Source organism: Nocardiopsis sp. MG754419, assembly GCF_018207095.1.
Lineage (GTDB): Bacteria > Actinomycetota > Actinomycetes > Streptosporangiales > Streptosporangiaceae > Nocardiopsis.
In genome coordinates, this window is sequence record NZ_QOCZ01000005.1 from 19,043 (window position 1) to 34,340 (window position 15,298).

Below are 15,298 nucleotides of genomic sequence, written 5' to 3' on the forward strand. Positions count from 1 at the left end.
TAACCTTGGGCAACGTGAGTCAACAGCAGCCCTACCCCTGGCCCTCCGCGTCCGCCACCGGCGTCGGTTCCTGGCCCGGTGAGGACCCCGACGAGGCCATGCGCACCGTCCTCGGCGAACTCCCGGACCTGCCGCACCTGCCCGAACTCCCCGGGCGGGGCGCCGGCGCCGACATGATCGGCCGCACCGCCGGACTCCTGGTCGAACTCCCGGTGGAGGTCCAACCCACCGGATGGCGGGTGGCGGACACCCCCGGCCGTGACCTGGCCCGCGCGGGCGGTTTCCTCGCCTACGACCTCGACGCCCTCACCGAGCACGCCCACACCTACGAGGGATCGCTGAAGATCCAGGTGGCGGGGCCGTGGACCATGGCGGCGTCGGTGGAACTGCGCAACGGTCAGCGGCTGGTCTCCGACCCCGGAGCCGCACGCGACCTCGTCGAGTCGCACCTGGAGGGGGTGCTCGCGCACCTCGCCGACGTGCGCACCCGTGCGCCCCACGCCCGCGTGATCGTGCAGGTCGACGAGCCGTCGCTGCCCGCGGTGCTGGTGGGGTCGCTGCCCACCGCCAGTGGGTACGGATTGCTGCCCGCCGTCGACCGGGTCCGGGTGGAGACGGTGCTGCGCTCCCTGTTCGCCGCGCTCACCGAGGCGGGCGCGGTGCCCGCCGTGCACTGCTGCGCCCCGTCGGTCCCCGTCGACCTGCTGCGCCGCAGCGGCGCCGGCGCCATCGGCCTGGACGCGCACGTGATCGGCCGCGACCACGACGAGATGATCGGCACCGCGGTGGAGGACGGCGTGGGCTTCATGCTCGGCGTCGTGCCCTCCGTGGACGGCCCGGAAATGTCGGACCCGGCGCGTAACGTCGACCCCGTACGCGAGCTCTGGAACCGGTTGGGGTTCGGACCCGACCTGCTGTCCCGCGCGGTGGTCGCCACGCCCTCCTGCGGGTTGGCGGGCGCCTCGCCCCGGCACGCCAGAGCGGCCCTTCGCGCCGTCCGAGACGGGGCCCGCGTCCTGCGGGACGAGCCTCGCACGTAGCCCGACCTCCCCTGGACACCACACCCCCCACGAGAACAACCAGAAAGGCTGCAGTGAGCGCGCCCGACAACACCACCGTCCCTGACGAGGAACGCGCCCGGCACGCCGAGTTGTGTCGTGAGCTGGACGACCACAGCTACCGGTACTACATGGGCGCACCGATCATCTCCGACGCCGAGTACGACACGCTCATGCTCGAACTCCGCGACATCGAGGACCGGCATCCGATCCTCATCACCCAGGACTCGCCCACCCAGAAGGTCGGGGCGCCGATCAGCGTCGACTTCGCCGAGGTCGAGCACCTGGTGCGGATGGAGAGCCTGGCCAACGCCTTCGACTTCGAGGAGCTCGACGCCTGGGCCGATCGAGCGTCGGCCGAGGTACCCGTCGACGCCTACCTGTGCGAGCTGAAGATCGACGGACTGGCCGTGGACCTGGTCTACGAACAGGGCCGCCTGGTGCGGGCCGCCACCCGCGGCGACGGCCGGGTGGGTGAGGACATCACCCTCAACGTGCGCACCATCGGTGTGGTCCCCGAGCGCCTCGACGAGAGCGTGCGCCCCGCCCCCGCGCTGCTGGAGGTGCGCGGCGAGGTCTTCCTGCCGGTCGAGGACTTCCAGCGGCTCAACGCGCGCATCGCCGACGAGGGGAGCCACGCGCCGTTCGCCAACCCGCGCAACGCCGCCGCCGGTTCCCTGCGCCAGAAGGACCCGCGGGTGACGGCCACCCGGCCGCTCACCATGATCCTGCACGGGGTGGGCGCCTACACCCCGGCGGCCGACGGTGGCGAGGAGGTCGTCTTCACCAGCCAGTCGCAGGCCTACCGGTTGCTGGGGGAGTGGGGGCTGCCGCTCAGCGACCGCTACAAGGTGCTCGGCACGATGGCCGGGGTCCGCGACTACGTGGCCTTCTACCAGGAACACCGGCACGACCCCGCCTACGAGATCGACGGCATCGTCATCAAGGTGGACGACTTCGCGCTCCAGCGCAGGCTCGGTTCCACCAGCCGGGCACCACGGTGGGCGGTCGCCTACAAGTACCCGCCCGAGGAGGTCACCACCAGGCTGGTCGACATCAAGGTGGGTGTAGGGCGCACCGGGCGGGTCACCCCGTACGGCGTCATGGAACCGGTGGTGGTCGCGGGCTCGGAGGTGGAGTTCGCGACCCTGCACAACGCCCAGGAGGTGGCCCGCAAGGCGGTGCTCATCGGCGACGTCGTGGTGCTGCGCAAGGCCGGCGACGTCATCCCCGAGATCGTCGGTCCGGTCACCGACCGCCGCGACGGCTCCGAACGCGCGTTCGTCATGCCCGAGCACTGCCCCGAGTGCGGCACGAAGCTGGGGCAGCAGAAGGAGGGCGACGTCGACCTGCGCTGCCCCAACGCCCGCTCCTGCCCGGGCCAGCTGCGCGAACGCGTCGCCTTCATCGCCGGACGCAAGGCCCTGGACATCGAGGCCCTGGGGTACGTGGCGGCCACCGCGCTCACCCAGCCGCTGGAACCGTCCGAGCCGCCGCTCCGGGACGAGGGGGACCTGTTCGACCTCACCGTCGAGCAGCTGCTGCCGATCCGCACCCACGTGTTGGACCCGGACACCACCGAACCCAAGACCGACCCCAAGACCGGAGAGCCCAAGGTCGTCTCCTTCTTCGCCAATCTCAAGGGCGAACCGAAGAAGACCGTCGAGAAGCTCTTCGACCAGTTGGAGGAGGCCAAGAAGAAACCGCTGTGGCGGGTGCTCGTCTCGCTGTCCATTCGGCACGTGGGTCCGCGCGCCGCCGAGGACCTGGCCCGGCACTTCCGGTCGATGGACGCGATCCGCGACGCCACCGAGGAGGAGCTCGCGGCGGTGGACGGCGTCGGCCCGACCATCGCCCGGTCCGTGCACGCGTGGTTCCAGGTCGACTGGCACGCCGAGATCGTCCGTAAGTGGGCGGCGGCCGGTGTCCGCATGGAGGACGAGGGCCAGGCCCTCGGGTCGCGCCTGCTCGAAGGGGCGACGGTGGTGGTCACCGGGTCCCTGGAGGGGTTCACCCGTGACGGGGCCAAGGAGGCCATCGCCGAGGAGGGCGGTCGGGCCACGGGCTCGGTCTCCAAGAAGACGTCGTTCGTGGTGGTGGGCGACGCACCCGGCTCCAAATACGACAAGGCCGTGAAGTTGGGCGTTCCGGTGCTGGACGAGGCCGGGTTCCGCATTCTGCTGGAACAGGGCCCCGAAGCGGCCGAGAACGTGCGTATCAACCCGCCGGAGGAGTCGAAGGACGACGTGGCCGACGAACAAATTGGTTAACGCATAGTTCATGCCGTACGACAGTTGGTGACGAAAGCCCGTAAGCTGGGCGCCAACTCCCCGGATACGGACCTGGCCGTATCCGGGTTTACGGTCATGAAGCTCGAGGACACGGATGAAGGATCCCATCGGTACCCGTGACATCGGGCCGCGTGTCGGAACCCCGCTGTGGCTCTACATGGTGGGGGCCACCGCCGCGGGTGCGTTCCTTCTCGGTGTCTCCGTCCTCGGCCTCGGCCCGGACCAGCTGTTCCTGCACGCGCGGGAACCTCTGGTCTGGGTCATGCTGTGCATGGTGGTGCTGGGCGAGCTGAGACCCATCGCCATGCCGGGCCAGGCCCCCGGTTCCGGGGCGCCGACCTCGCTGCCCTTCACCTTCGCCCTCGTCATCTTCTACGGCCTGCCCATCGCCGCGCTCGTCCAGTGCACGGCCACGGTCGTCGCCGGGGTGGTCCGCACCCACGCGGCGCACCGAACCGCCTTCAACGCCGCCCAGTACGTACTGTCCCTGGGGGTGGCCGACGCCGTCCTGCGCCTGGTCATGCCGGGCATCATCACCACCCCCGGGGTGCCGGTCGGCGGCGAGATCGCCGCCGTCGCCCTGGCCGGGGCCGCCTCCTTCACGGTCAACCGCATCCTGGTCCTGTGCGCCGTGGCCATGCACGAGCGGGTGCCGCTGCGCCAGGTGATGTTCAAGGGGCTGCGCCAACAGATCCTCGTCTCGATGGTCCTGCTCAGCCTCGCCCCGCTCATCGTCATCGCGATGACCCACTCGGTGCTGTACGTGCCGCTGTTCGCCTTGCCCCTGGGCGCCCTCTACACCAGCTCCCTGCTGTTGGTGAAACGCGATCACCAGGCCAACCACGACGAACTCACCGGGCTGGCCAACCGTAAGCTCCTCACCGTCCGCTCCCGTCGGGAGATCGTGCGGGCCCACCAGAACGGCGCCCGCGTCGGTCTGCTCCTGCTCGACCTGGACCGTTTCAAGGAGGTCAACGACACCCTCGGCCACCCCACCGGCGACCGACTCCTGCAGACGCTCGCTCACCGGCTCACGCACAGCGTGCGCCCCAACGACCTCGTGTCCCGACTGGGCGGGGACGAGTTCGCGATCCTGCTGCCCCAGGTCCGCGACACCGAGTCCGCGCGCGAGGTGGCCCTGCGCCTACGCGGCGCCCTCGCCGAACCGGTGCGCCTGGACGGCATGGACTTCGACCTCCAGGTCAGCACCGGCATCGCCCTGTACCCCGACGACGCCACCGATTTCGAGTCGCTCATGCAGCGGGCCGACGTCGCGATGTACGTCGCCAAGTCCGACCGCACCGGCGTGGAGAGCTACGACCCCGGCAAGGACCGCAACTCCACCGCACGCCTGAGCATGTACAGCGAACTGCGGCGGGGGCTCGCCGAAGGCGCGCTGGAGATGCGCTACCAACCCAAGATCGGACTGGCCGACGGCCTGCCCGTCGGTTTCGAGGCCCTGGCCCGATGGCGGCATCCGGCCCGCGGCCTGCTCACCCCCGACGAGTTCCTTCCGGTCATCGAGCACTCCAACCTGTTCCGCGCCTTCACCGCCCAGGTACTCGACATCACCCTCGCCCGGTCGGCCCGCTGGCACGCCGAGGGCCTCAGCCTGCCGGTGTCGGTGAACCTGGGGGTGCGCGAACTCCTGTGCCCCGACCTGCCCGAGACCGTCGCCGCGGCCCTGCGCGAGCACGGGGTGGCCGCCGAACGGCTGGTCCTGGAGGTCGGCGAACAGACCCTCATCGCCGACCCCGAGGCCGCGACCGCCGCGGTCGAGCGGCTGCGCGGACTCGGCGTGGGTCTGGCCCTGGACGACTTCGGTACCGGGCACTTCACCCTCGCCCAACTGGTCGGACTGCCCCTGGACGAGGTGAAGATCCACGAATCGTTCACCGCGCGCCTGGCGGACGGCGACTCGCACGGCCACACCGTGGTGCGCGCCTCCATCACCCTGGTCCGGGCCCTCGGCATGCGCGCCACCGCCGAGGGCGTGAGCACCGCACCGTTGGCCGAGGCCGCGCGGGAGAGCGGCTGCCACGCGGCCCAGGGCCACCACTTCGCCGCACCCATGGACCCTCGCGAGGTCCTGCCCTGGTGGTCCGCCCACGGCACCGAGAACTCGACCCGCTCACAGTGATCTCGCAGGCCGAGGTGTCATCGGCCTCAGGTGCCGGGGAACCGGACCGCCTCATGGGTCGGGGCCAATAGGATTGGGCTGATCACCCGTCCGCCGAAGAAACGGTTCTCAACTGATGACCGCCATCACCCGCGATGAGGTCGCGCACCTCGCCCGGTTGTCGCGGCTGGCGCTCGACGAGAGCGAGCTCGACACGCTCGCCGCCCAGCTCGGTGACATCCTCACCGCCGTGGCCAAGGTGCAGGAGGTCGCCCAGGGCGACATCCCGCCGAGCTCGCACGCCCTGCCGCTGACCAACGTCTACCGCCCCGACGAGGCCCGGCCCGGCCTCACCCCCGAGCAGGCCCTGGCCGGAGCGCCCGCGGTGGAGGACCAGCGTTTCCGGGTCCCGCGGATCCTTGGGGAGGAAGAGTAGATGAGCGAGGTCATCGGTCTCGGCGCCGCGGAACTCGGCGCCGCCATCAAGACGGGCGAGGTCTCCTCCGAGGAGGCCACCACCGCCTATCTCGACCGCATCGCGACGGTCGACGGCGACATCCGGGCGTTCCTCCACGTCGGCCGGGAACAGGCCCTGGAGCAGGCCCGCGCCGTGGACGCCCGGCGGGCCGAGGGCGCCGAACTGGGCCCCCTCGCCGGTGTGCCGGTCGCGCACAAGGACGTGTTCACCACCCGGGACATGCCCACCACCGCCGCCTCCAAGATCCTGGAGGGGTGGCGTCCGCCCTACGACGCCACCGTCACCGCGCGTCTGCGCGAGGCCGGGATGGTCATCCTGGGCAAGACCAACATGGACGAGTTCGCCATGGGCTCCTCCACGGAGAATTCGGCCTACCAGGTGACCCGCAACCCCTGGGACACCACACGGATCCCCGGTGGTTCCTCCGGCGGTTCGTCGGCGGCCGTGGCCGCGTTCGAGGCGCCTCTGGCCACCGGTACCGACACCGGCGGCTCCATCCGCCAGCCCGCCGCGGTCTGCGGCCTGGTGGGCGGCAAGCCCACCTACGGCGGTTCCTCCCGCTACGGGATGATCGCCTTCGCCTCCTCCCTGGACACCCCGGGCCCGTTCGCGCGCAACGTGCTGGACGCCGCCCTGCTCCATGAGGCGTTCTCCGGTCACGACCCGCGCGACTCCACCTCCATCGAGGCCGCGGTGCCGCCGGTGGTCGAGGCCGCCCGCAACGGCGACGTCGAGGGTCTGCGCGTCGGCGTCGTCAAGGAGCTGGACAACGACGGCTTCCAGCCGGGTGTGCGACAGCGCTTCCGCGAGACCGTGGAGCTGCTGGAGTCCCTGGGCGCCAAGGTCGTCGAGGTGTCCTGCCCCAGCTTCGACGCCGCCCTGAGCGCCTACTACCTCATCGCGCCCAGCGAGTGCTCGTCCAACCTGGCCCGTTTCGACGCCATGCGGTACGGCCTGCGGGTGGGCGACGACGGCACGCGCAGCGCCGAGGAGGTCATGTCGCTGACCCGTGCCCAGGGCTTCGGCCCCGAGGTCAAGCGTCGGATCATGCTCGGCACCTACGCGCTGTCCAGTGGCTACTACGACGCCTACTACGGCAGCGCCCAGCAGGTCCGCACGCTCATCAAGCGCGACTTCGACGCCGCCTTCGAGAACGTGGACGTGCTGGTCTCGCCGACCACGCCCACCACCGCCTTCCCGATCGGTGAGCGTTCCGAGGACCCGATGGCCATGTACCTGGCCGACCTGTGCACCATCCCGTCGAACCTGGCCGGGAACGCCTCCCTGTCGGTGCCGTGCGGGCTGGCCCCCGAGGACGGCCTGCCGGTCGGTTTCCAGGTCATGGCGCCGCCGCTGGCCGACGACCGCACCTACCGGGTCGCGGCTGCGGTCGAGCGCGCCCTGACCGGTCGGGACGGCGCGCTCATCGCACGCAGCCCCTACGCCGTGGCCTAGCGTCTGTGCATCGCACCACGGCGGGTCCGCAGGGTTCCCGCCGTGCGGTCGGGCGTTCGCACGTCGGCCGCGACGCCGGCGGACGCCCCGCGCGCACGGCCCGGCTCCGATTCCCGGAGCCGCGGCGGTGAACCGTGGCGGGTGCCGAAGGCCGTTGGTGGGGGACCGGCCGGTCCCGTGACCGGCCCGTGCCGCTCCTCGCGGAGCGCCGGACCGACCGTTCGACCGGTCCCGGACCGGCAGGAGCCCGCGCCCCTCGACGGCCCTGTCGTCCCCGACCCGTCCAGGGCAGGGAGAGCCCTGGGGCGCACGGCCTGGATCGGGCCTACTCGGCCGCTCCGGCCCGGCGTCGGCGGGCCAGGTGCAGGGCCGTGCCACCACCGGTGAGCGCCACCGCGGCCGCGGCGGCCAGGGCGACCAGCGTGCCGCCGGTGAACGGCAGACCGTTGTTGGTGGGCACCGAGGCCTGATCGGCGGCCGGCGACGGGTCGGGCTCGGCGGTCGAGGCCATCTCGGGCGGGGTGCCGCCCGCGGCGTCCCAGGCGACCGTGGCGATCTCCCCGATGAGGATCTCGCTGTCCTCCGCCGTGATGAGCGTCTGGGTGGGTTCGTCGTCGTCCTCACCCTTGAACAGACGGCCGGTCTCCACCGCGGCGGTGGTCTCCAGGACGAGGGTGGCCTCGCCCGCGTCCGCGTCCGCCGGAACGGAGAAGGCCACGACGTCGCCGTCGGACACCTTCTCGACGGTCTCGCCGCTGTCGGCGTCGACCAGGACGACCCCGTCCGGTCCCTCGACGGTCACCGGGATGCTCTCCCCACTGGTCTCCACGGTGAACGCGCCGATGGAGTCCCCGGCCAGCCCCGAGTCCACGTCCGGACTGATCGTGAGCGGTGAGGCCGGTTCGTTCGGCAGGTCCACGGCGTTGTCGATCAGGTGGTGGTAGAGGTGCGTGACGTTGCCCGCGTTGACGTTCACGTCCAGTTCGGGCCCCTTTTCGACCCGTTCCAGGTCGACGCCGTTGCTGAAGTGCCAGATGGCGGCCTGGGTGGCCGTGAGCGCCTCGGACTCGGTGAGTCGGGCCACCTCGGCCTGCTTCTGGAGGTCCTCGACGTCCACCACCGGATAGGAGTTCTTGAGGATCCAGTGCACCTTGCCGGGCTCGGCGAAGTCGCCCTGCCCGGGGTAGTTGTCCCACTGGTCCTCGCGGTACCAGGCGTCCTCGACGAGCCCGGTGCGCACGTCGATGCAGTAGGCGGTGAGCTGTTGGTCGCTCTCCTCCAAGTGGACGTTGAAGGTCGCGGTGGTGGTGTAGGGCTCGCCCTCCATGGTGACGGCGTGCCCGTGCTCGGTGACGCCGGTGTAGCGTCCCTCGACCGAGCCTCGGTAGGGGGTGGTCTCCGCGGTGGCCGGTGTGAACGCCATGAGCACGAAGAGTGCGGCGGTCGCGGTCGCGCGGATCGTGAGCGCTGATGAGGTGCGGAGGGACACGGTGTCACGTCGCTTCCTGGAGGTGTGAAGACGGTGAGGTTTTCACAGCGACGCCCCCCGAACAACGAGATTCGGCGAATGTGGCCGCTATCAGCCAGGTAGGACGTGACGGGTAAACCGATCGTCGCGTTGGGTAATGGGTCGTATGCGAAGGATGTCCTTCGAGGCGCCTCCCGACGCGGAGGATGCGGGGACACGACCCCGGAAACGGCGAGGGCCCGCCCCCGTGACCAGGTCACGAGTGCGGGCCCTCGGGCGTGCGCGCGGCTCCGGATCAGACCTCGGAGGCGTCCGCGGCGGCCTTGCGCTTACGGCTCAGGTACAGCGCGGCGCCGCCGGCGCCCAGGGTGGCGATACCGGCCGCGACCAGGCCGGCGAGCGCGCCACCGGTCACGGGCAGCGTGGGCTCGTCATCCTTGCCCGGGGCGGGCTTGGTGTCCTCGGGCTCGTCGGTCGGGGTCGGCTTCCCGCCGGGCTCCTCCGTGTCCGGGGTGGGCTCCGGGGTCGGCTCCGGGTCCGGGGTGGGCTCCGGCTCCGGCTCGGGCTCGGGGCCGTCCACCGCACCCCAGCTCGCGGAGACCGACGCGGTGACGGTGGCCTCGCCGTCGTCGGCGGTGATGAGGGTCTGCGTCTTGGTCCCATCGCCCTGGAAGAGACGACCGGCGAACACGGTGCTGGTTCCGGTGAGGGTGAAGCCGGCGGTGCCGGGCTCGGCGTCCTCGGGAACGGCGAAGCCGAGGACGTCGCCATCGGTGACGGTCTCGACGAGTTCGCCGGTCTCGACGTAGACCAGCGAGACGCCCTCGGGGTTGTCGGCGGACTCGACCAGCTCCAGTGCTTCGGCGTCGGTGGTGACGGTGAACTCACCGACGATCTCGCCGGCGGTGCCCTCGGCCGTTCCCGGGTCGATCTTGAGGGCGGGCTCGGGCTCGGTGAGGTCCTCGGCGTTGTCGACCAGGTGGTCGTACACGGCCCGGATCCGCGGCTCGATGTTGCGGTCACGGGTCCCGTCGAGACCCGTGAACTCGCTGCCGTTGCTGAAGTGCCAGATGGCGGCCTGGGTGCCGGCGATCGCCTCGGCCTCGGTCAGGCGCGGCTGACCGGCGGCGGTGCGCAGGCCGGCCAGGTCGGTCTTGGGGAAGCCCTGCTGGAGAACGGAGAGCACCTTGCCGGACTGGGCGACGAATTCACCCTCGCCCGGGTAGTCCGCCCAGTCCCCCTCGACGTAGGGAACGGAGCCCATGTCCAGGGGGATCGGCGTCTCCAGGTCGATGCAGTAGGTCCGGAGCTTGCCGCCCTCGGCCAGGTTGAGGTCGAACAGCTTGGTGCCGGATACACCTTCTTCGCCGTTCATCTTGATGGAGATGCCGGACTGGCCCTTGTAGTTGTACGTTGCCTTGGTGCGCTCCGCCTCGTCGGCGGCGGCGGGGGCGGCCATGCCGAAGGCGAGAAGCGCGGCGGCCGCGGTCGGCAGGACGGCGCGACGCACTCGGGGGAGAGTGGAAATCTGAGTCAACGTTGATCCCGGTGATCTCGTAGTGAGCCTGAACGGCATCCGCCGGAAATGGGGATCCGTGTCGGACGGGGGTCGGGCGTGGCCGGGGGCCACGGCCGTCAGGCGGGGGTGCGGCTTCCGGCGCGGAGGTGTAGGGACCTCTGGGGCGGCCGGGAAGGGTCCGCACGCATGAGACGGATGATGCGGACGTTCGGATTACAGGTTTCGGACAACTTTTTTGGGGAATCGCGCGAGATTGCGAAGCATCGTCCGCTACCAGCGCTTTTGTCCGATCACGATTCCGTGATCCGAGCGACACGAAGGGCCCGCCACCCCTCGAACGCGATGTTCGAGGCGGAGACGGGCCCTCCTCACGCGGGACTCACCCGCGAGTGTACGGCGAGAACGCTCAGGCGTCGTCGCCCGCGGCCTCGGTCTTGCGCTTGCGGCTCAGGTAGATCGCCGCGCCGCCGGCGCCCAGGGTGGCGATACCGGCCGCGACCAGGCCGGCGAGCGCGCCACCGGTCACGGGCAGGGTCGGCTGCTCCTCCTTGGGCGGAGCGGGCTTCTCCTCGGGCTCGGTCGGCTCGTCGCTCGGGGTCGGCTCGTCGCTCGGCTCGGGGGTCTCGGACGGCTCGTCGGTGGGCGGCGGCGGGGTCTTGCCACCCTCACCCTCGGTCCACTCGACCCGCGCACCGGCCTGGACGGTGACCTCGTCCTCACCGGCGGTGATGAGGGTCTGGGTCTCCTTGCCCTTGCGCTCGTCCTCGCCCTTGAAGAGGCGACCGACCTCGGTCGTGGTGGTGGCGGAGACGGTGAAGCCCGCCTCGCCCGGCTCGGCGTCCTCGGGGACGGCGAAGCCCACCGTGTCGCCGTCGCCGACGGCGTCGACCTTCTCACCGGTCGCGACGTCGACCAGTTCCACGCCCTCGGGCGCGTCGAGGTCGAGTGTGACCTCGCCCGCGTTGGTGGTGACGGTGAACTCACCGACGACCTCGCCGGCGGTGCCCGCGGCGTGGTTGGGCTCGACCTCCAGGGTGGCGTCGGGCTGCTGCTCGACCGGAACGGCCTCCGCGAGGAGGTGGTCGTACAGGGCGCGGACGTTCTCCTCGGACTCACCGTCCTTGGTGCCCTGGAACTCGTAGCCGTTACTGAAGTGCCAGACCGCCGCCTGGGTGGCCGCGACGGCCTCCTTGACCGTCAGACCCTCGATGCCGGTGGCGCCGGCGATGGTCTCCACGTCCACGTGCGGGTAGGAGTTCTGCAGGACCCAGTTGACCTTGGCGGAGTCGAAGTCGCCCTTGCCCGGGTACTCCTCCCAGTCGCCCTCGACGTAGGAGGTCTTGCGGATGCCCGTGTCGTGGTCGATGCAGTACGTGCGCAGGGTGCTGCCGTCCTCGCGCACCAGCTGGTAGACGCGGGTGACGGTGGTGCCTCCGAGGCCCATGTCGACGGGGATGCCGTCCTCGATGTCGCCCTGGTATTCGGCGCGAATGGCGCCCTCGTAGGGTTCCGCCGGTTCGGCGGCCGCGGGGGCGGAAAGGCCGAAGGCGAGAGCCGCGGCGGCGCCGACGGCGAGAACCGCACGGCCGGCGTTTCGGGGGAGAACAGACTGGCTCACATTGTGTCCCGGTTATCTAGGGGTTACCGGATGGCTCACTCGTGCGGCGAGACCACCGGGTGCGGGGGCGGTCGCGATGGCCGGCGACGGGCAGGGGCCGTAAGGGCGGGGACCCACACGGGCGCCTGCCGTTCACTGTGATGGAGCGGGAGCGGCTCCAACACGAAGGGGGTTCGTGTTCGTCGGGGTCGCGATCCGCCCGGCCGATACTAGCGACCCGAACATGGGCTTCCAACCCGGTTGGCGGAAATTGTGGACAGCTGTCGTTCAGATCACGACAAGTCCGCATTACAGAGCATGTGTCGAACTCTGAAGAGAATTCTCGGTCCAATGCCGGTCCCTTTTCGGGATCGCCCCGGTTTCCCCTACCGGCGTTTTCTTCCCAGAACCAGGATGAGCAGGCCGGACACCACGAGTGCGCCCGCGATGACCAGGAGACCGGACAACCAGGTGCCGGTGAACGCCAACCCCTCGTCGGGGTTTCGGTCATCGGTCTCCGGGACTTCCGTCACCGCTTCGGGTTCCTCGGTCGGCTCCGCGTCGAGCGGTGCCGGCTCCTCCGGCGCGACGGTCATCGGCTCGTCGTCGACGTCGCCCGCGGCCGGTTCCTCCGCATGCCAGGTGAACGTCGCCGTGGTGGAACTGGTCGCCATGCCCGGCTCCGCGGTGACGAGCGGTTGGGTCCGCACCCCCTCGCGGCCGGTGAACAGTCGTCCCTCCTCCAAGGGCACCGACGAGCCCCGTGCGTGCAGGGTGACCACCCCGGCCGGCACCGACGGGTCCACGGCGAGGTAGACCTCGTCGCCGTCCGAGGCCAGGGACACCTCCCGGCCCTCGGAGTCGACCAGCCATGACGCGGGCGCGCCGCGTACCGACAGCCGCACCGGCTCCTCGCCCGCGCTGGTGATCGTCAACGGGCCCAGGGGTTCGGCGGGGGCCACGGCCTCCACATGGGTGGGGGACAGTTCCAGCGACCGGGCGGTGGTGCCGCCCTGCGCAGCGGTGCTGCCCTCGACCAGGTGGTCGAACACGCGCAGGACGTCCTCGGGGTTGGCCTCCCGGTCCGGCTCGGCCCCGTCCAGCACGTGCCACAGGGCCGCCTGGGTGGCGGCGATCGCCGTCTGCTCCTCCAGCAGTGGCACCCCCGTGGACAGGCCCAGGGAGAGCAGCGGCAGGTGGGGGTAGGAGTTGCTCACGATCCAGTTCGCCCGGTCGGCCGGGTCCGTGGCCCAGGCCGTGTCCGTCCACTCGGGGCGGTCGGCCCACGCCGACTCCACGTAGGCCGTGCGGGGGCGCACCTCCTCGTCCGCCACCATCGCGTAGGCGCGCACCGAGTCCTCGTCGGCCACGCGCAGGCTGAACAGCGCCGTGTCCGGTTCCCGTCCGTCGTCGAGCACGACGGGAAGACCCGCCACCGGATCGCGGTCCACGCGGGAGAAATCGTCGGCGTGGACGGGCGAAACGGAGAGGGTGCCGATCAGTGCGGTGGCGGAAAGCAACGCGGCGCACCGACGCAAGATGCCGGACATGCTCAGGCGCTCCCGGGCGAAGGACGATCGGGGCGACCCTGCCCCGACCGGCGAATTCGTGTTTCTGGGCAATTAAGACTAACGGTCCGGCACCCTGAGTGACGGTAGATCACCTCTACAGCGGCCCAATCGTGTGCGGGCCGTGACATCCGTCGGTCCCACCACATCCGTGAACGGGCGCGGAGGGGCCCGCGACCTCGGTAGGCTGACCGGGAAGGTATGTCCTCTACTGAAACGGGTTTGCGGCGATGGCCCACGCGGTAACTCCAAGCTTCGAGCAGGCACTGACCAGGTACGAACCGGTGCTCGGCCTGGAGACCCACATCGAGCTGGGCACCGCCTCCAAGATGTTCTGCCCCTGCCCCACCGCCTTCGGCGCCGAGCCCAACACCCAGGTGTGCCCGGTGTGTCTGGCCTTCCCGGGTTCGCTGCCGGTGGTCAACGAGAAGGCCGTGGAGGGAGCGATCCGTCTGGGACTGGCGCTCAACTGCTCCATCGCCCCCTGGGGCCGGTTCGCCCGGAAGAACTACTTCTACCCGGACATGCCGAAGAACTACCAGATCTCCCAGTACGACGAGCCGATCTGCGTCGACGGTCACCTCGACGTCACCGTCGACACCCCCGACGGCCCCCGCGAGTTCCGGATCGAGATCGAGCGCGTGCACATGGAGGAGGACACCGGCAAGTCCTCCCACGTCGGCGGTTCCACCGGGCGGATCCACGGTGCCAGCCACTCCAACGTGGACTACAACCGTGCGGGCATCCCGCTACTGGAGATCGTCACCAAGCCCATCACCGACACCGGTGATCTGGCGCCCATGGTCGCCCGCGCCTACGCCGCGGAGCTCCGTGACCTCGTGCGCTCCCTCGGGATCTCCGACGTGCGCATGGAGGAGGGCTCCATGCGCTGCGACGTGAACGTGTCCGTCAACGCGATCGGAGCCTCGGAGTGGGGCACCCGCAGTGAGACGAAGAACGTCAACTCGCTGCGCTCGGTGGAGCGGGCCGTGCGCTCGGAGATCGAGCGTCAGGCCGGTGTGCTCGACGACGGCGGTCGCGTCGTCCAGGAGACCCGCCACTTCCAGGAGCACCTCGGTCGCAGCACCTCGGGCCGTTCCAAGGAGGAGGCCCAGGACTACCGCTACTTCCCGGACCCCGACCTGGTCCCGGTGGCCCCGTCCGAGCAGTGGATCGAGGAACTGCGCGCCACCCTGCCCGAGCTGCCCGCGGCCCAGCGTGCCCGCGTGAAGGCCGAGTGGGAGCTCACCGACACCGAGCTGCGCGACCTGGTCAACGCCGACGCCATCGGTCTGGTGGAGGACACCGTCGTCCAAGGCGCTCCCTCGGCGGAGGCGCGCAAGCTGTGGCTGAACGAGCTGTCGCGCCGCGCCACCGAGCAGGAGGTGGAGCTGGGCGCGCTGCCCATCACCCCCGCCCAGGTCGCTCGGATCATCGCGCTGGTCGCCGAGGGTACGCTCACCAACAAGCTCGCCCGCCAGGTGGTCGAGGGCGTGCTCGCCGGTGAGGGCGAGCCCGACGCCGTGGTGGAGGCCCGTGGCCTCAAGGTCGTCAGCGACGACGGTGCGTTGGGCACCGCCGTCGACGAGGCGATCGCCGACAACCCCGACGCCGCGGACAAGGTCCGTGGCGGCAAGGTCGCCGCGGCCGGCGCCCTCGTGGGAGCGGTGATGAAGGCGACCCGTGGACAGGCCGACGCGGGGCGGGCCCGTGAGCTCATCCTGGAGAAGCTCACCCAGTAGTCT

10 protein-coding genes are annotated in these 15,298 nt (G+C 70.7%); 6 read left to right on the forward strand and 4 right to left on the reverse strand.

The window, feature by feature from the left end; translation table 11 throughout:
* The first annotated feature begins 5 nt into the window (after positions 1-5).
* The 5 genes from DSY14_RS01840 to gatA all read left to right on the forward strand — a co-directional run bounded on the left by DSY14_RS01840 (position 6) and on the right by gatA (position 7,401).
* Positions 6-1,040, forward strand: a complete 1,035-nt coding sequence (locus tag DSY14_RS01840; RefSeq protein ID WP_211714643.1) for a methionine synthase — start codon at positions 6-8, stop codon at positions 1,038-1,040.
* A gap of 53 nt (positions 1,041-1,093) precedes the next feature.
* Positions 1,094-3,328, forward strand: coding sequence for an NAD-dependent DNA ligase LigA (gene ligA, locus DSY14_RS01845; RefSeq protein WP_211714644.1), 2,235 nt, complete (start codon positions 1,094-1,096; stop codon positions 3,326-3,328).
* Positions 3,329-3,443: 115 nt separating this feature from the next.
* On the forward strand, positions 3,444-5,489 hold the full coding sequence (locus tag DSY14_RS01850; protein ID WP_211714645.1) for a bifunctional diguanylate cyclase/phosphodiesterase: 2,046 nt from the start codon (positions 3,444-3,446) through the stop codon (positions 5,487-5,489).
* 115 nt (positions 5,490-5,604) lie between these two features.
* A complete protein-coding gene (gene gatC, locus DSY14_RS01855; RefSeq protein ID WP_211714646.1) occupies positions 5,605-5,904 on the forward strand; it encodes an Asp-tRNA(Asn)/Glu-tRNA(Gln) amidotransferase subunit GatC in 300 nt (99 codons plus the stop codon).
* Complete coding sequence (gatA, locus tag DSY14_RS01860; protein ID WP_211714647.1) at positions 5,905-7,401, forward strand: Asp-tRNA(Asn)/Glu-tRNA(Gln) amidotransferase subunit GatA; 1,497 nt, start codon at positions 5,905-5,907, stop codon at positions 7,399-7,401.
* 325 nt (positions 7,402-7,726) lie between these two features.
* Here the strand turns inward: gatA and DSY14_RS01865 are convergent, their stop codons facing one another.
* The 4 genes from DSY14_RS01865 to DSY14_RS01880 form a co-directional block, all read right to left on the reverse strand.
* Positions 7,727-8,890 carry a thioester domain-containing protein gene (locus tag DSY14_RS01865; RefSeq protein ID WP_307851100.1) on the reverse strand — a complete coding sequence of 388 codons (1,164 nt, stop codon included), beginning with the start codon at positions 8,888-8,890 and terminating at the stop codon, positions 7,727-7,729.
* Between the two features lie 274 nt (positions 8,891-9,164).
* Positions 9,165-10,379, reverse strand: coding sequence for a thioester domain-containing protein (locus DSY14_RS01870; RefSeq protein WP_307851101.1), 1,215 nt, complete (start codon positions 10,377-10,379; stop codon positions 9,165-9,167).
* Positions 10,380-10,794: 415 nt separating this feature from the next.
* Complete coding sequence (locus DSY14_RS01875; protein WP_211714649.1) at positions 10,795-12,006, reverse strand: thioester domain-containing protein; 1,212 nt, start codon at positions 12,004-12,006, stop codon at positions 10,795-10,797.
* 365 nt (positions 12,007-12,371) lie between these two features.
* Complete coding sequence (locus DSY14_RS01880; RefSeq protein ID WP_211714650.1) at positions 12,372-13,535, reverse strand: Cys-Gln thioester bond-forming surface protein; 1,164 nt, start codon at positions 13,533-13,535, stop codon at positions 12,372-12,374.
* Between the two features lie 248 nt (positions 13,536-13,783).
* On the opposite strand from DSY14_RS01880, the gene gatB reads away from it, so the two are divergent.
* On the forward strand, positions 13,784-15,295 hold the full coding sequence (gene gatB, locus DSY14_RS01885) for an Asp-tRNA(Asn)/Glu-tRNA(Gln) amidotransferase subunit GatB (protein WP_211714651.1): 1,512 nt from the start codon (positions 13,784-13,786) through the stop codon (positions 15,293-15,295).
* Positions 15,296-15,298 lie beyond the last annotated feature (3 nt).